The following is an 18067-nucleotide window of genomic DNA, read 5'->3' as shown; positions in this document are numbered from 1 at the left end:
GCACAGGTACTATATCCTTCCTTAACAGTCTATTTTTGAATTCCTAATAAAGCCTTTACTCCCTTCGCGAAAGTACCTCTCCAATTTTGATAATTATGCCCTCCTTTAAATTCACTGTATTGTACGGGATAGCCTTTTAAGACCAAAATATCTCTAAATTGTCGGTTCATACCAAGCATAGACGCTCCTGACTCGTACAATCCGACTTCCATGTAAAAGCGTAGTGGCAATTTCTTTTGTTCTCTATACAGCCTGATCAGTTTCCCATCGGACTCTGGATAAATCCAATGATTTTCAGGAGTTTCTGCTTTTATCCAATAGGACCCCGATTGTGATAACACATTCCCTACAACATCAGCGTGTTGGTAAGCAATAAAGCTCGCTGCAAATCCTCCTCTGCTCGAACCTGCCAAAACAACCTTATCGGGTCCGGGAGCTATACTGTATTGCGAGCGAATTCCGGGTATGAGCTCTTTCGCTATAAAATTAGAAAACTTATCACTTATCATATCTTTCTTTCGCTTCCCCATAGATGCCACTAATACAGTAACTGTTGGCTTGATAACTCCTTCTGCATGCAGGTTATCCATAATTGTTGGTACGGGAACTCTGTCTTTTATTCTCGGAGCTACACCATAAGCTTCCCCATCAAATACTACCAATAAATGGTACTCCTTTTGTCGGTCAAAACCGGCGGGTAAGCACAGTTTAATTTTTCGATTCTCCTGTAGTATTTCGCTTGCTATGGTCATGGATTTCACCTCACCTTTTGGCACGCCCTTTCGAATCACTGTATAGGGCTGCTCCGGTGCTGCTGGCATGGTAACCAGACCGTCATAAGCGTGTTCTATACTTCTTTTTATAATATGCTCGGTAGGACCAAAATTCCTTTTCTCGAAGTAATTAAAGCCATAAGCAAATCGAGCGTCCACAGGTACTCTCTGGCTCACAAAATGTAATTTACTCGTTCCTAAAGGGTGAAAACGCAGTCCCAAAAAATCAGGTCCTCCACTTAACATTACATACTCTGTATGTTTACTAGGAACACAAAAATAGGTAACGAGCATTTCCTTATCATTACCAGGGATTTTTTCTATAAGGTGCTTTTGTCGCTGTTTTTTTAAAAAGTGATCAATAGCGTTCTTATCCGTTAAGTAGGATTCCCACAAGTTATACATGGCGGTTGACTGTAATTCTTTTCGCATCAAGCGTTTCCCGTTGGTGAGTGCTTCTAGTACCTCCAGTACTTTAAACTCGTAGCTACCTCCCGAAGCGGATTCTTCCAAGACACTAAACACAAAAGTATACCAACCTGTTTGAGTTGCACTAAAGTCAATTTTTTCAAGTCCTTGCATGCCATGTGAACTATCGTAGCGCGTGACTAACATGCTTTTATCATCTTCCACATCTATCGCAACATCTATTCCTCGTTCTTGTACCTCAGCCAAAAACCCCATCCCATTTTTTAAATGGATGCGATAACGATGTTGCTCGGCAGGTATGACTTTACGAGTAAAGACATCACCTTTCTTCAATCCTGCTTTATGTTGCTGTGCAAAGACAGTTCCAAACATTAAAACACTCCCCCAAAAAACACAGACGTTTAATAACTTCAACCTATTTTTCATAACCCTAAGTTTTTAATATACTAGTATACAACTACACTTGTCTTTGTTTAGTATTCCAAGCTGTAAAAAAGTAGGAAACTTAGACTACATTTCACTTCCTCAGTCATTCCTTTTGACTGGAAACACTACTTTGACATCTTTTGCAAAGCCTCCTTTTTATTTTTCGGAAATAGGTCCTGTTACAAATTCAATGAAATGCACACGCACTCTCAAAACCGTCATGAAAAACTAACTTACCAACCAACCAACTAACTAACTAACTAACTAACTAACTAACTAACCAACAACCTATTAAACATTAAAAAACACCGTCCTCAATACTACAAAAAAACACCCTATATAGGTGCCTCTTTGTTGTATTTATCACTAGAAAATGAATCGGTGTCCGTTTACAAGTGTTTTCTCCATAATGCCCCTTTGTCACCGATCACAAAAATCACCTTTTTATGAATGGCAACATCAGTAAAAATGGTCCCTTTATTCAGTGTTTTTAAAGTCCAGTTTTTTCCACCATCGATACTCAAGAGCACTGTGCCATCGCTATCCGTAAGTACTAATCTATCAGCCTCTGCATAAACGCTTCTTAAACTCGCTCCACTCGGAACTCGGGTATACAATACTCTAAACGTTCGTCCTCCATCCTCACTTATTGACAAGTACCTGTTTGATACCGCATAAACCGTTGTCGCTGATATGGCTTGTACATCAAAAAAATCATCGAATATTTGCTTTCCTCCAGTAGGAACGGTCGTTCCTTTTGTTATCACATTCCAAGAAGCTCCACTATCATTCGTTTTTAACAACCTCCCCGAATACCAAGATGCCAAATACCCAGTGTTCCCTACGAAAGATCCACGGCTATAAAACCCCGTTTTCGGTCGTATTTGGTGTGCTTTTGACCAGGTTGCGCCGTGATTTTTAGACAAGAAAACCGTGCCCTCAAAAGAAGAATTGCTTCCTCCTATCAAATTATTTTCTCCTGCGTAGTAACAATAATACGATGCTGTACTGGCACTCTTTACCCAAGAGCTACCCAAATCACTGGACACCAAACCATTGACCACACCTCTATTCTTAGCGTTAAAACTAATACTAACCAAATTGTGATTTACTCCAGTAGTTAGCTTCTTCCAATCGACACCTCCATTAACCGTTTTATACAACAGCCCTTTGTTCCCTGCAATAAAACCGAGGTTTTTGTTTACAAAATACACTGTATTTAACTTTTCTCGAGTTCCTAGATCATACTTTTTCCACTCTTTCGAAATGGATGTTTGTGGTGCCGCTGCCCCTACCTGTGCAGGATCATTGCTACAAGCTCCAAGCATCAACATTAGACCACCCCAGATTACAGATTTACTCATACTTCTCATACTTTGACTTCTTTGGTTTATATATAATACTACTGTATTGCAACCTATTACCCTACACTAAATTACTTTTTTCACCCCACAAAAATTAGCGATACGCTCGGAACAATCCCGATAAAATCCGCTAAAACCAACAGTGCTACCTTTTAATAATTACCAGTAAAAAATTAATTTTTTGCTACCATTTCTATACGATAAATAGTACTTTTAGCAAGTTCAATCCTCGACAAGGATTCACTGTTACGAAGGCAATTCCTGTTCAGCTTGCTCAGTTTGCTACCAAGCTCCAACGTTGCATTCGTCTGCTTAGTTTTTATAATAAATGCTAGCTATACTGCGAATTTCTTCTCTTGTATTGACGATGTAAAAGAAGCCATATGATTAAAGAAAAATACCACAGTAATTTAAAAATCTTATCAGAACTACCTTCAGGCTCCCCTATTAATCTGGTATTGAGTGGCGGAGCAGAAAAAGGTGTTGCTCATCTCGTTTTACTAGAAAAACTAGAAGAGCTCGGAATCCCTATCGCGCATATTTCTGCCTGTAGCGCAGGAAGTTTAGTTGCCGCCATGTATGCTTCAGGCATGCGTCCACAAGAAATTCTATATTTTTTTAAAACTACAGAACTCTTTAAATACTCGTGGATCACCCTTAAAAAACCAGGGATTTTTAATTCGTACAATTATTCGAATTTACTAGAGGGAAAAGTTGCTACCACTTTTAAAGCGCTCAATATTCCGATCACTATCAGTACCACAAATTTAAATAAAGGATGTACTCAGTATTTTAATAAAGGAGCTTTAATTAAACCGGTTTTGGCGTCTTGTGCTATTCCCGGACTTTTCAATCCAATTCGCATCGAAGGTGAGTTGTATTCAGATGGCGGTGTTTTAGACAATTTTCCCATCGATCCTTTTAAAGACTCCAAACTCCCCCTCATAGGAAGCTATGTAGATTATCCGTCAGAAAAAACCAATACCGAGCTTAACAGCACCTTTAAAGTGATCAGTCATGCCTCTAAATTACTGATGCTCTCCTCAGAAGAACACAAATTTTTCCGCACTACCTTAACTGTTTGCTTTCCTTTAGGTGAATTCAGTGGATTTACTATGAAAGAGGTACCCGAAATATACAACTCCGCCAAAGACTATCTTGAAAAATCATTGGCTTAACACATTTCTAATAAAATGGGAATTGAGCTGTTTTTACTTTGGGGACACTTGCTCCTAAAAAAGGACAATTTAGAATTTTCTTACAAACTACTACAGCGATAAGTAAGCTTAGGGCACTGCTAATTAGGTCGTTTTTTATATAAATAGCAAAGTCAATGCGGCACAAAAGAACACTACTAGTACCATACAACCCGAAGCTGCTGTTCCTAATTCACCAACAATGCTCACTTTGTCTATTAAGGAAGTTTTCGGTGTCTCCTCGGTTGTGGACTTAACCTGAACTTCCGTTTTTACTTTTTGAGGATTCATCGGATAGCCGCAATGAGGACAGGCAGTTGCTTTATCACTAACTTCTTTGGAACATTCTTTACACGCAATTATGGCCATAGCTGTTTTAATTTACAAATTTTATGGAAAAATACTATACAGTTTATACATATGCAACTACTAACTCATATTTGAAACTCACTTTTTTAAATCTCAGCTAGCTTCCAACACCAAAATAAAAAAACTAAGACAAAAAAAAGAGCAACTCCTGTAGTTGCTCTTTTATATTGTGTTGGAAATCACTTATTTTTTCGAGTCTAGTTTTTCCTCTAATTGTGCTACTCTTGTCAATAATGACTTCAGTACTGCATTTTGCTTTTTTAAGTTTTCTATTTCCTGAGCTTGCTTAGTGATCACTGTTTTTTGCTCTTGCAAGTTCTTAATTTTCTTTTCTTGTTGAATGGTATACAAGGTCAACTCTTCAATTTTACGGAGTAATTTTGAATCCATTTCTCCCAAGTAAATTCCGTTCTCTGCAACTTCCTTTTCACTTGGAATGTGCTCTAGATGTCCTTTTTCTTTGATATGCTGTTCTACAGCTTCCAAGCTTGGTAATTGGTAATCCTCATAAAAAACAAAATCTGCCCATCCGGTTTCTACTTTGATTTCTTTAGCGCGAATTTTTCCGTTCACTGCTAATTGATATCCTCCTAAATTTGTAGTCCCAACGGCCAATCCACCACCGTTGAAATACGAATCTCCTTTAGAGTTTAAATTGAATTTCTTAACTCCGTCATCGAATCCACCAATCGAAGCTCCTTGATTAGAAACACCTCCATTAATTTGAACCTTGTCACCGGCAAGTCCGTAGTATCCAATATCAAGAACACCGGCATCTCCAGTTTCTGACATACTCATCAAACTTCCACCTCGATATTCATTAATTCTAAAAATATCCGTATCGTTGTCATTTTTTGGTTGTACTAACACCTTTCCGTCATTTACGTGTAAGCGGGCTGTTGGTGCCGCAATACCAACTCCAATGTTTCCTGAGCCCGTCTTTGCAACCAATCTAACTTCACTATTTGTCCTAATCACAGCATCACCCAACTGGCTACCAAACTCTACCGGGGTATTTGCATTATCAATAAACCTCAGATTCGATCCTTGTTGATTTGGTGATTCCATTATTCCTACTTCAAAAGAACTAGTATTTACAATGTGTAGTGTTTTCTTAGGGCTTGTAGTTCCAATCCCAACATTTCCTCCATTTTGACCGTAGAATAAGGTTTTTCCATCGTCAGATAACAGCTCTAAAGGCAAACCATTTTCAGCTTTTATTTGTCCTTTATTAGTAAAGGCTCGCATGGTAAATGCGGAATTCCCTTGGGTATTTGCAAGCATAAAGGCCAAACCATTACTATTATCAGTAGCTCTAAAAACTCCCAATCCAGTTACGTCTAACTTTCCATAAGGGATTGCCGTTCCAATACCGAAATTACCTCCTGGCAAAATCGTAAAGTAGGCTGTATTGTTTTGATCGCGTAGCTGGAACTTCCCTGTTCCTACATCCGAAAATTTTCCTAAAACAAAATCGTACCCAGAAGCTGAAGAAAATTTTAGACCTCCAAAAGATTGATTTGTTCCATTTGCTGCCGTATCTCTTAGTAACATCAATTGCCCATTGGTGCTGGGAGTCGTAAATACCGAAAATTGATTGTTAACTTTTACGGGCTGGTTAAATTCTTGAGCATAGGTGGTTAAACCCAACCCCATCATAGCAAGCGTTGCAATTTTAATTTTTGTTCTCATAATAATTTAATACATAATTTACACCTGCTTGCAAAGCAGGTAGTCTGTCAATAAAATTTTTAGTAAATGCAATTTTTTCAGGTACAAATAACGTCAATTCTCTTAAACTAAAAAAATTAAACATAAAAAAAGAGGAAACCTTTTGGTCCCCCCTTTTATTGATGAGTGTCCTCTTTAATCAACCCCTTACTTAATTAAAGATTGAACCCACCATCCCTAGTATTATCAAAACTAACTACCTCTTTATTTGTATCCAGCCTTTTAAAGGCTCTTGAGTTGCCCCTAGTTGCAAAGTGTAAAAATAAGTACCGCACTCTAAGGCATTGCATCCATTGTTTACTGTTCCATCCCAAGTATTATCATAGTTCTTTGCACTAAAAACTAGTATCCCTGATCTGTCGTAAATCGACAAGTAGCTCTCAATATAGTCTGCAAGCCCCTGAATTAGCAACACATCGTTTATACCATCACCATTCGGAGAAAATAGGTTGTTTACCTTCACGGTTTTACCAGTACTAGCTATGGGAATCGTTTTTGTCAATAATCGAGTTCCTTTGGTATATACATCTACTGTTAGGCTCACCCCCTTAGCACTATCTTGGTCCGCTTTCCAATAATAAACTCGTTCAACAATGAGCTCTTGACCCGCGTTTACAGCTTTAGGATTGCCCACGTAATTTACAGTGCTATCAACGGTATCCCTTTCAATGATTTGCAGTCCACTTATCCTTTGCGTCCCGTTATTTTTTAGCTTGATTAGGTAGTTCGTAACCCCTAAACTCTCTGATGTACTCAGACTTTCTGACACAATAGTTAGCGATAATTTCAACGTTTTACTTCCCGGTGGCTTTGCGAAAGTAGCTGTTATTGATGGAGGTATCTCAGAAAGCAAGACACTCTTAAACTCCTGAAAACACCTAGCCTGTACTCCTTTACAGCTCAGGAAATGCACTACCAATAAAACAGTTAAACGACTTTTCATTATCTCTGTACTTTTTGCATTGAAAGTATGCTATTCAAGTGCAAAGAAAAGAACGATTTTCAACTCCTCCTCCCCCAAAACGAGTAACGTAACTAGGTAGCTAACCATCGTAAGTAATTGACTAAAGAACGTTAAACCACCATCTCATACTACGAGCATTTGGTTTTGATGCCCAGCAAGCTATAAAGCAGGTTGACCTTTCTTACCGCCACAGAAATCATGCTCCCTTCTATCATCTCACAAGCGACTCCTGAAACCTTATGAATACGAGCAATTAAATTAACATTGATAATAAAAGACTTGTGAACTCTTAGAAAGTTAGCTCCTAAAATTTTTTCGTATTCTCCAATGTTTTTGGAACTGACAATATCCGTTGCATTCTTTAGTTTAAAAATGGTATAAAAGCCCTGAGATTTACAATAAATAATCTCTGATTTTTCTATGAAGTCTATCGTTTTTAGTGACATCACTGGTAGTAATCTCGCTCTAAAATCAGCTAGAGACTGATCGAAATTTTGCGTATCTTTTTGTTCGGTGATTTCGTTAAACTCTCGATGTACGCGTTTTACAATCTTAGCGCAATCTGTGAAATCAATTGGCTTCAATAAATAATCGATAGCATTGTACTTAATAGCTTTTATTGCATACCCTTCAAAGGAGGTTACAAAAACTACCTTCACAGGGTAAGGCGTAATTTTGTCGAGAATATCAAATCCCGTTGTTTCATTATCCATTTGAACATCCAAAAACACCACCTCTGGTCTAAAGGTGTTGATTTTCTCGATAGCCTCGGAAATAGAATACGCCCGATACACTGTTTCGATGTACGCTGTACAGTAGCCTTCCAAATAATGTGCTAATAATTCTACGTTACTTTTCCTGTCGTCTATGACGATCGTGTTAATCCTTTTATCCATAATAGTTCATTCTTTTTCTAATGCTTAAAGGGAACGATCAATACTACGCGAGTTCCTGAAGTAGCTCCTCGTTCGTATTGAATTGAAAATAGCTTTTCTTGGCTATACAAAACATTGTATACTTCCATGCGCTCTCGCAAAATAGCAGTCGCCCACGATTGGTGTTGCTTAGTTTCGGTTTGATTTTCTACTCGACCTTTTTCACTGCACCCCACACCATTATCTGAAACCACAATTTGAAGTACTTTACCACATAGGCGAATGTCTATTGTAATCTCATTTCCTTCCTTGTTTCCTTTGAATCCGTGATGTATTGAATTCTCTACTAGTGGTTGTAACAATGCTGGAGGAATGTTAAAATACTTTATCCGTTCTTCACAATTAATATGTAAGGTAATGGTTTTGTCAAGGGTTTGACCTTCGATGTATACATAGGATTTTAAATACTGTAACTCACCTCCCAACGAAATGAAATCCATATTTGTACTGTCTAATTGATAGCGTAACAAGGTATAAAAACAACTTAAGTAGCGGCTCGCTTCTTCGATACCTTTGAGTACCATGACACCTTGGACACTGTTGATGATATTTGACAAAAAATGTGGATTCATTTGACTCTTTAAAGACTTCGATTCCAAGTTTCGCAGTTTCTTTTTTAACTGAAAAAGCACTCTTCGTTTTCTCAGTTTTATCCGCAAACGAATTACCATTAGTATCATTATTAATACTAGTATTATAACTCCCAACCATGGCTCCTTATAAAAGGGACGTGACACCACAATACGATACTTTAAAACATCCGTATGAAAAGCTCCTGAATTCACCCCGCGCACCCAAATTTCATGTACTCCTTTGGGTAAACTAAACAACCTTAAGACGCCTCTTTTCCCTAGGGTGTTCCACCTGGTATGCACTCCTTTTATCTTGTACTCATACTTTACCCGATCAAAATGACTTAAATCGTTAATCGCAAAATGAAAAACTAAACTACTGTGTTCATCATCGACTTCAATATCTTTTAGAGTTGCTAATTTTTCGGGTGAGTTTACACGAAAATTATCAACCGACAATTTTGTCAAATACAACTGAGAATCTTCTCGTTTCTTCTTTTCTTTTGCTCGTTGAGGATTTACTCGTATTCCTCCATTAACAGTACCGAAAAGCAAATCTCCATTAGAAAGTTTTAGGGAGGAATTTCTATTAAACTCACTGTTAGCTATCCCGTCTTCCTGATAATAACTCTGAACTATTTTTTTTCCATCAAACAGCACCAAACCATTAAAGGTTGACAACCAATACATGCCTTCATCATCTTGTAAAATCCCTACGATGTTGGTGTCCATGAAATGCGTATTGAACTGATGGGTTTCCGTTTCATTCGCTACTGCTACTTTTTGGATCCCTCCTGCGGTACCAACCCAAATAGCTGCGTCTCTATCTTCATAGACCACATTTACATAACTATTAATCAACGGAAATTTTGTTGATTTTGGCTTGTAGTGGGTAGTTCGATTCGCAGTCCTATCGACTTTAATTAGTCCTCTTCCTTGAGTCGCAATCCACAAATTTCCACGAGAATCTTTAAATAGATCTTCGATGACGGTATTTTTCAAAGACAAGCCACCCGGAAGCTCGTTGTAATCGCGAAGCGCTCCTGTTTTTAAATCTACCACAAACAGTCCTCGATCACTAGCCAGATACATTAATGCTTCTTGTTTATTGAAATATTCCGCATCGTAAAACTCGCCGATACACTTAGTATCTACTTTTTCGGAGAGCACAAATGAATATTCCTCTTTTTTCAAATCCAAGATGGCCAATTCACAATGATGTCCCAGGGCTAGTACCTGATGTGGCGACAGCTTTTTAAACGCGTAAATCCGATTCAAGAAGCTCGACTTTTCTTGAAGTTCTTCCTTGCTTTTAGCGAGCTTTAATTTTTGAAATTTTCCTTCCTTTGCTCGTTTTACAAACAGTCCCCTATAGCTAGCTAAAACTACGGATCCCTCAGCATCTTCAAACATATCACGACAGCTCGTATTCTCATTATTTACTAGAAAAGAATCAATAATCGGATCTGGAACAATTACCTTTACAATTTTACTCCCAGCATGAACCCATATGTTGTTGTAATAATCTATAAACAAATTAGTCACCTCCTCCTCCAACACATGTTGGGAAAGCTCAATCAACGCAAAGCCTTTACTTCGTTTTTCAAACTGAAAAACACTGAGGTTTAACCCATTGGCGACAACCAAACTAGCATTATGTCCAATCCCCTTTTGAAACAGCTGTATATTCTCGATATAAATCCGCTGCGTAAAAGGCAAATTAACAAGCTGACTATCGATTGCTTCGAGGTAGGTAATTTGGTACTTCTTATTTTTATACTGAAAACTCCCTGAGTAATTTTTTGGAAAAATACTTCCATTGGGAACGAGGATACTTTCTTGGTAGCTTCTCTGATTGGGTTTATTTGCCCTGTTAAAGGTATCCTGAACCAGTGTGACACGTTCTCCATCAAAGCGCCTTATTTGATTTTCTTTTCTAAAAATTATCGCATTACTGTCGGTGACATTTAAGATTTTTAACTGATTAAATTTGTTGTCATTACTAATCTCTTCCTTTCCCGAAGCTGATAAATTGAATTTCTCAAAGTCGTTGGTCTCAAAATCGTACCGAATAACAATATCTGTCTCCGTATCAATCCAAAGCCCTTTACCAAAATTGTAATTTAAGGAGCGTAACTTTAAGTATTCTTCACCATTTTTATAATAAAAGCTGTGCCAATCTGTTTGATTGGTCGTTAAATTGAGTATAAAAAGTCCTTTTTTAGCTAGGGCAAAAACGGTATTCTCTATCACTGAAATATCTACGATATCATTTTTTCCTATCGGAAAATTGACATTTAATGGATATACTATTTGATCTTGTCCGGTAAACTTCACCACCGAATTATTGGAAGAATACCACAAAAACCCATCCTGATCACAGGTAATAATTTTAGGGTTCGTTCTGCTTCCGTTACCGTTATGTACCGTAAAACTCGACAGTAAATCTTGTCCTCGTACAAATCCACTACAGCCTAGTATTACAATAAACGCCACAATTCCTTTACGTACTTCCATCAACCGCATATCACTTCAATTACCCTTAAAAATTCACTAGTTAAAAATTAGAAAAAGCTACTTTATCAAGAACAATGCCACAGATCGTTGCTAGGGTAAAACATTTACCCCTTTTGTGATATCCATATGGTTTAAAAAATCTTGTTTGTAACTTTTCCCTACTCTTAACAGTTCAGAGTCACAAATCCCTACGTCGAGCTCACCATGACTTGAATACACCAACCTATTTACAAAGGATTTATTCACGATGCAAGACCTGTGGATCCTGAACATTACGGTATTCCTAAATACCTGGGCAAGGCGACTAATCGTTTCTCTTACCAAATATTTCTTATTTTCAGCAGTGATAATTTCAATGTAGTTTCCAGAAGCTAAAATGTATTTTATTTCTTTCAGCTTTAGGAAAATTACCACGTTATCAATTTTAAAACTGATGCGTTTTTCTCCCTGTTCATTAAGACGTAACTGCAGTACGTTGGCAGTAAAATTTTGAGTCAGCTCTCGTTGCTGCCATCGCATGATCGCAAAGAGAATTCGACAAAACACCTCTGCCATCACAAGCTCGCTAGCACAGTCATCAATGTGGTAAAATTGCTCTCTGTGTTGCATTGTTTCCTCAAGTATTACCCCCTGTCGAGAACACAGCAAAAAAGTTGCTGGGCTTTTCATTAAATCACTTAGTAATTCTAACTCAGTTATTTCAATTGCTCTATCTATAAAAAGTAATTGTGGTGTGGTGTTGTCAAGCCATGTAGGCACCCCAGAAAGTGTTCCTTTTACTTCTGTCAACGTAAAAAATTCACATTTCGAAATTCGTTTCTTAAAATTAGTTGCGGCGGTACTTTCTCCCCCAATAAGTACTGTTTTTACAATCATTCGTTACACTATTTTTTAGTAGGTATCAGCCATTTCCTCTCAGAATGCACAGCATTTAAAAGGTATCGCTATTTAATTATAGGTAACTAGGGATGGTGAATTAAAAAATTCACTCGCCGCAAATATAGACAAGAATATTTGTATCCAAACACAAACGCTGTATTTTCATACTTCAGCATGTTAAAAACAATATTCCCTGCAGTAATCACAACATTCAAGGTCCTCGTCATATAAGTGAATCATCAACCAATTTCGTCGCTAGCTTTGTCCGTGTAACAGCTATTTATAGTTACTTGTTTAGTACGTAGTACCCCGACTTCAAGGACAGCAACTTCGCTGTCCTTTTTTACTTTTTACGGTATTAACTACTCCTCCGCGACCTATATCACTAATTTAAGCGAGTTCATCACACGTAATACGTTATTAAAAACTTTAATAAGCAAAGTAACTGTCCTAGTCACTACTATTGCATCTCTATAAATTACAAGTAGCCTTAGTAACACAGCTCATTAAATGCTAGTGGTGTTTTACTACCTATATTCAGGTTTCCTTTATTTGGTTGACGTTTTAAATACCTGAATACACGGTAGTTCATCTTTCTCAATCGCTAGTTCAAAAGCCAGTGCATATGCACTGGCTTTTTTTATGGTCAGTATTTCAAATAAAAGTAACAATATCGATTCCGATTGGCTTTATCACCGAAATTACTACGCTAGTCATCCATCCCCCATAGCTCAGCACATGACTGTGCATCTCCTAAAAGCTTCTTTATACTTTCGCAACAAATAAAATTCAAACACTATGAAGACCATAACCTGCATGGGAGAAACACTCCACTTACAAAGTGTAACTCCTAAAATACATACACAGCTACCGAAAGTGTACTTGCTATCCTCTGACTTGAAAGAGGTAGCTCTATACGATGTACTCGTAAATGGGGCCTTTCTCTATACTTTTCCGAGTGTAGATACCGAAGTTTGTGCTAGTTCCATTTTCAAACTCTCACAAGAAGCAGAAAAACTCAGTGTACCCTTAATCTGTATTTCTAGAGATTTACCTTTTGCTCAAGAACGTTACTTAACAACTCACGAATTAAAAAATGTCGTGATGTTATCAGATTTCAAAGAAGGGGTTTTTGGAAAACATTTTGGCGTTGAAATCGCCACCGGAAATCTAGCTGGTTTACACGCTCGATCGCTCTCAAAAGTCAATGCTGATGGTGTTGTTCGCTACTTGGAAATTAGCGATGAGCTCACACAAGAGCCGAACTATAAAAAAATCCCTCGTATCTAGGTAAGCGACACCTCTAGCAACGAATTTTCATATATTAATTTTTATAATTTAGTTTTTTGTAGTAGTGATTTGATTTCGCAATTCACGTCAGTAAGAGGTTAACGCATTAACCTCTTGCTTTTTACGTCATTTCACGAAGCAGCAGCTGCCAGATAGAAGATTCAAAAGAGGCTTTAAAAACGCCAAAATGACCAATGCGTTTCGTTTGGAAATCCTTCAGCTGAAGCTCGTATTCCTTCAGCTTTGCATTCTCGTATTTTTTAGCAAGCCATAAAACGGCAGTTTTCGGTGCAAAGTGATCGTCTTCAATAGCAAATACACTTACAGGATTCTCGATGGTCGAATAATACTTTTCTTCTATACTCGGGTCGTCCCAAAGGTAATTTTCCGACCTACACCAACGCATCCATTGTGCCGCCATATTTTTAGGCAAATTCTCCATACCGGTCAACTTTTTTGAAGGTAGATACCCAAAAAGTGGTAATAGTACCGGAAATAACACATACCAATTAAACCACATTTGAATTTTGCTTTTGCCTGACCAAAATTTCCAATATCCCGATTGCGAAGCGACCAATATAATTTTATCAAACTGTATTGACGATGGTGCCAATCCAATCAATTGCCCTCCTATACTATGGCCTAGTACCATTTTTTTAGCCTTCGGATACTTTTGCAACACAAATTGAAAAACAGCTTCAAGATCACGGTACCCCCAGCTAGCCGCATTCGACTTTACTTGTTGCAGTGGCAGTGATAAACTGCGACCAATACCGCTATAATCAAAGGTGATTACTGCTATACCTTGCGCTTGTACATACGTGGCAAAAGTTTTATAAAACTCTTGTTTCACACCTGTAGCAGAAGCTATTACCAAAACGCTATTGTAATCTTGCGCAGTGTACAAGGTGGCTTTTAATAGTCCGTTAGCAGAGGGAATTTCTATAAAGTCTGAATTCATTTCTATGAGGTTTGTGATATTACATTACTACTTAGGCATGTATTTGCTGTGATCAGATGGTTCCATAGCATTCACCTTGGTAGCTTCGTTTTTTAACTCTTTTGCTACGCTTACTGCATCAATTTTTGGACGTTCTTTTTGGATAATCGGTTTGCTTTTCATCGTTTCCCTCACAGGAAATTGCGATTTTTTTGCATCGCTATTCTTCGGCAAATTCACAGATGCATTGGGGACAGACTCTTTCATAATCTTTACTAAAACAGGTATCAGTACTCCGGAAAGCAAGGCCAAGAAGAGGCCCACATCCACCCTAATTTGATCAGCAAGAATATAATCAATAGGATTACTAGTTTCGGGATCCACAGATGTGAGCACCCATAACTGTACTGTATTAAAAAGCACTGACAATACACTGCTCAATACTACTACGTACAATAGTATTCCTTTCAGATCTTTCGTTCTATCGCCTATAAAACTTCCTAATAAAGGAATGGTAAAAAGGACGAGTGAAAACTTCCCTATTTTCGTGTTTATTCCGCTCATAGCTCCTAACACCGGAAGGGATGACCACGGCATAAACGTAGCCAATACACCTAACGAAGCCAAGATTAACAAGGTCAATCGCTGTTTATTCATAACAATTTATAATTAAAACTTATTCTAGATTTATTAATTACAGCTTTTCAAAAATCTCTGCTGGTAAAAAGGATTTCGTCAGTTTCTGTTGTGCCTTATCTAAGGTTAAAAACTTCCAATCTGACTTGCCATCCTCAGAGGCACAACAAACTGATTTTACCACATTAATTTCAAAAAAACCTGTTTCTTCGTTGTACTTAACATTTTTAGTTCCAAACTTTTTATTGAAAGACACCTTTAACAATCCCATACGAACAGCCTTATCTTCTGCGGATTCATCGGTATCCTCTGGGTTCACTTTAATGCGCATGATATTAGAATAGGTCAAAATAGCATACCATTTTCCTTTGAGTTTTTCAATAGCTCCTAACGACAGAATTTTAGGATTTTCCAAGTGAATTTTCATTTTTGGATTGTTGTAAATCTGTTTCATCAGGGCTACCATTTGCGCTCTTGGAATAATTTCAAACAAATCTTGAATGATATAATCAAAAGATTTATCGAACTCCTGCGCCATGGTCAAGTTTATATAAGTATCGAAAGTATTTCGCAAATTCTCTTTAGCAGTTTGTCCCTGTAGTACAATACTACTCAGGAACATTATTACTATCATTAGTTTTTTCATGGTAATACTAGTTTAGTCTCGAGTCACAACTACCAAGATATGAAATTTATCGCGAGTTTTATAGCGACAAACAGAGGAAACGATGCATACTATGCTAGAAAAACAACAAAACGGACGAGTTACTAAGCCCAATTCACATTGCTTATCAATAAGTTAGCAACACAATACCGCGGCATATTAACCTGTCTATACGCTTTGCTTAGTACTTCAACATTCCAAATAAAAAAATAACTACGCCAATCCAGCCCATTAATCCCAAAAAAATGGACACTCCATCCAGTGTTTTAAAAAAAAACATCGCGTATACCGAAACTAAAAATTCTCTCATCTCCTTTTTACTATCCTTATTTTCTACAAAATTATTAAACCGTCAGCGCAAGCCCTTACGGTTTTCATCATTGCATGCTATTTTTATTCCTAAGTCCTGTGTACTAGTTAGATTCGCGCACAAAACTTTAACAAGAGTACTCCGATTCCTAAAACTACATAGATCCAATAGTTCTTATTTTCCTTTTTGACCTCAATAATGGGGACTTCTTCAGGCTGTGTTTCGTTCTCCTTAGGAGTCGTAGACGAGGCTTCTTGTTTAAAGCCTAGGTATTTCGATTTTTGAGATGGATGGTATCGTTCAATTTTTAGCAATCGTTCTTTCAATTCTTCATCCGCGAAATACAGTTGCTTTTGATACTTAGGATTTACATCTTTAAGTTTGTAATTGAGATATAAAATATGTGCAATTATCTCATCAGTCGTCTTTTGTACTTTGGGCGATGCCTTTCCGCGATTGCAGCAATTAATAACGGTGATCGAAACCGCTTTTTTAAGAGCTGGAATATCTAACAACTCCAATTTGGCATCGACACGTGATTTATTAATTACCAAAAGATCGAGTGCTTCTTTTAAAAGACTATTCAGGTCTTCCTCTACAGCAGTAATTACTTCAGAGCTTGCTACATACTCCAAAGACCTCAACAAAGCATTCAACTTCACCTCGTTGGGAGCAGTTTCTGTATACCTTTTAAAGAGAACCCTAAAACTCGCTATGTACTGCGGTGCTATATAGTTTAAAAATTCTGGGTCGGCTTCGAGGTCACTAAAATTTGAAAATCCGATGATCTCTTGATCGCGTAGGAGTTTACTGAGATCTTTATGCGCCGCAATTTGCGCATCAAAATTTGCATGTGTCATTACTGAATTCTTTTTCTTTTGGGGTTGTATTCTCGTCGTAAGAACCATAAAAATTCCCCTGGCATTTTAAAAAACGAAGATACCAATAATTAATTTTACTTCGGTATCCCAGTACCTCAATTCTTTCAGCAAACAACTCGCTGTAATCGTATCGAGGTCATTTTTACGAGTACTGAAAAAGAAAGCAGCCTATCGCTCAGATCAATATACTACTTTCTTTTGAAGTCTTGCTTTTCTTTGTTTTGTTACTTGTTTGGCCTTTTTCCTTTCGTTTCTCTTTTTCTTACCATGTAACTTATTCGCTGTGAAGTGTAATTCTTTCATCAACTCTAAATAACTATCATAACGCTCTGGTGAAATACTTCCAATACTAAGGTGATACTGTATTGCACAACCGGGCTCACCTTGGTGACTACAATTATTAAATTTACATTCGTTTGTCAATGCCGTAATTTCCTCAAAAACACTATTTACTCCTTCTGAAACTGGCCATAATTGAATTTCTCGTAAACCAGGAGAATCCATGATATACCCACCATTTTCAAGCCTCAACATAATGGTATTAGTGGTTGTGTGTTTCCCTCGTTTTTTTATCCTACTCAGATCTCCGATGCGCTGTTTTGTCTGAGCACACAAAGCATTGGATATCGTTGACTTTCCTGCTCCTGATGGACCAATAATCACTGCCGTTTGTCCTTTAGCCAAATACCTTTTCAACTCATTAATTCCTTCACCGCTTTTCGCACTACACAGAAGGATTTCAACATCTGGAGCTACAATTTCTAAATGTCTTTTTATTATTTCCGCTCTTTTCTCGGTATCTATCTTATTTAAAACCAACACAGGAACTGCCCCACTATTCCAAGCCATCACCATGTATCGTTCAATCAGCCTATCGGAATAGCCACGCTTCCTATCCAATCCAACAACAACAAAAACATAATCCATATTAACAGCCAATACCTGCTCTCTTACTGTTGAACCAGCAGCTTTTCTACTCAACTTAGTTTTTCGAGCAGCAACCCCGTCAATAAAGGCTTTATTTCCTTTCTTGATTATGTACACCTTATCACCTACTAATGGGCTTTCAAATTCATTGCTACGCGAAAACTTACCTAATAGTTTTGCAAATAATTGCTCTGCCCCATTCTGTACTGTATAGGTATCAAACTGCCTTTGAATTACCTGATATGTATTCTTCTTACTACACAT

At 37.6% G+C, this 18067-nt stretch carries 15 protein-coding genes; 2 read left to right on the top strand and 13 right to left on the bottom strand.

The genetic code is table 11. From position 1 onward, the window contains the following. Positions 1-29: 29 nt before the first annotated feature. Positions 30-1628, bottom strand: coding sequence for an alpha/beta hydrolase (locus ACXAG7_RS14990; RefSeq protein ID WP_476667321.1), 1599 nt, complete (start codon positions 1626-1628; stop codon positions 30-32). Positions 1629-2017: 389 nt separating this feature from the next. Continuing rightward, entirely contained in the window at positions 2018-2992 is a 975-nt protein-coding gene (locus ACXAG7_RS14985; RefSeq protein ID WP_476667320.1) for a WD40/YVTN/BNR-like repeat-containing protein, read from the bottom strand. Positions 2993-3375: 383 nt separating this feature from the next. Between ACXAG7_RS14985 and ACXAG7_RS14980 the strand changes: the two genes are divergently transcribed. Further along, the gene (locus ACXAG7_RS14980) at positions 3376-4170 is read left to right on the top strand and encodes a patatin-like phospholipase family protein (RefSeq protein ID WP_476667319.1); all 795 of its coding nucleotides are present in this window, start codon (positions 3376-3378) and stop codon (positions 4168-4170) included. A gap of 135 nt (positions 4171-4305) precedes the next feature. Here the strand turns inward: ACXAG7_RS14980 and ACXAG7_RS14975 are convergent, their stop codons facing one another. From ACXAG7_RS14975 to ACXAG7_RS14950, 6 genes are all read right to left on the bottom strand, one after another. Continuing rightward, positions 4306-4557, bottom strand: a complete 252-nt coding sequence (locus tag ACXAG7_RS14975) for a zinc-ribbon domain-containing protein (protein ID WP_476667318.1) — start codon at positions 4555-4557, stop codon at positions 4306-4308. A 183-nt stretch (positions 4558-4740) separates the two neighbouring features. Beyond that, the gene (locus ACXAG7_RS14970; RefSeq protein WP_476667317.1) at positions 4741-6249 is read right to left on the bottom strand and encodes a hypothetical protein; all 1509 of its coding nucleotides are present in this window, start codon (positions 6247-6249) and stop codon (positions 4741-4743) included. A gap of 235 nt (positions 6250-6484) precedes the next feature. After that, on the bottom strand, positions 6485-7231 hold the full coding sequence (locus ACXAG7_RS14965) for a gliding motility-associated C-terminal domain-containing protein (RefSeq protein WP_476667316.1): 747 nt from the start codon (positions 7229-7231) through the stop codon (positions 6485-6487). Positions 7232-7380: 149 nt separating this feature from the next. Beyond that, entirely contained in the window at positions 7381-8148 is a 768-nt protein-coding gene (locus ACXAG7_RS14960; protein WP_476667315.1) for a LytR/AlgR family response regulator transcription factor, read from the bottom strand. A 17-nt stretch (positions 8149-8165) separates the two neighbouring features. Further along, a complete protein-coding gene (locus ACXAG7_RS14955) occupies positions 8166-11276 on the bottom strand; it encodes a sensor histidine kinase (RefSeq protein ID WP_476667314.1) in 3111 nt (1036 codons plus the stop codon). A 90-nt stretch (positions 11277-11366) separates the two neighbouring features. Further along, positions 11367-12152, bottom strand: a complete 786-nt coding sequence (locus ACXAG7_RS14950) for a LytR/AlgR family response regulator transcription factor (RefSeq protein ID WP_476667313.1) — start codon at positions 12150-12152, stop codon at positions 11367-11369. A gap of 801 nt (positions 12153-12953) precedes the next feature. On the opposite strand from ACXAG7_RS14950, the gene tpx reads away from it, so the two are divergent. After that, positions 12954-13445 (top strand): thiol peroxidase, encoded by a 492-nt coding sequence (gene tpx / locus ACXAG7_RS14945; RefSeq protein ID WP_476667312.1) that lies wholly within the window; start codon positions 12954-12956, stop codon positions 13443-13445. Positions 13446-13566: 121 nt separating this feature from the next. Here the strand turns inward: tpx and ACXAG7_RS14940 are convergent, their stop codons facing one another. The 5 genes from ACXAG7_RS14940 to rsgA all read right to left on the bottom strand — a co-directional run bounded on the left by ACXAG7_RS14940 (position 13567) and on the right by rsgA (position 18067). Further along, positions 13567-14406: an alpha/beta hydrolase family protein gene (locus ACXAG7_RS14940; protein ID WP_476667311.1), complete on the bottom strand. Its 840-nt coding sequence runs from the start codon at positions 14404-14406 to the stop codon at positions 13567-13569. A 27-nt stretch (positions 14407-14433) separates the two neighbouring features. Next, positions 14434-15042, bottom strand: coding sequence for a hypothetical protein (locus ACXAG7_RS14935; protein ID WP_476667310.1), 609 nt, complete (start codon positions 15040-15042; stop codon positions 14434-14436). Positions 15043-15079: 37 nt separating this feature from the next. After that, positions 15080-15667 (bottom strand): hypothetical protein, encoded by a 588-nt coding sequence (locus tag ACXAG7_RS14930; protein WP_408044420.1) that lies wholly within the window; start codon positions 15665-15667, stop codon positions 15080-15082. Positions 15668-16102: 435 nt separating this feature from the next. Then, a complete protein-coding gene (locus tag ACXAG7_RS14925; RefSeq protein WP_476667309.1) occupies positions 16103-16855 on the bottom strand; it encodes a hypothetical protein in 753 nt (250 codons plus the stop codon). A 201-nt stretch (positions 16856-17056) separates the two neighbouring features. Then, the gene (rsgA, locus tag ACXAG7_RS14920; RefSeq protein ID WP_476667308.1) at positions 17057-18067 is read right to left on the bottom strand and encodes a ribosome small subunit-dependent GTPase A; all 1011 of its coding nucleotides are present in this window, start codon (positions 18065-18067) and stop codon (positions 17057-17059) included.

Source organism: Tenacibaculum sp. AWR4_210 (assembly GCF_056160945.1).
Note: the sequence above shows the minus strand (reverse complement) of the source record. Positions and strands in the feature narration are given on the sequence as shown.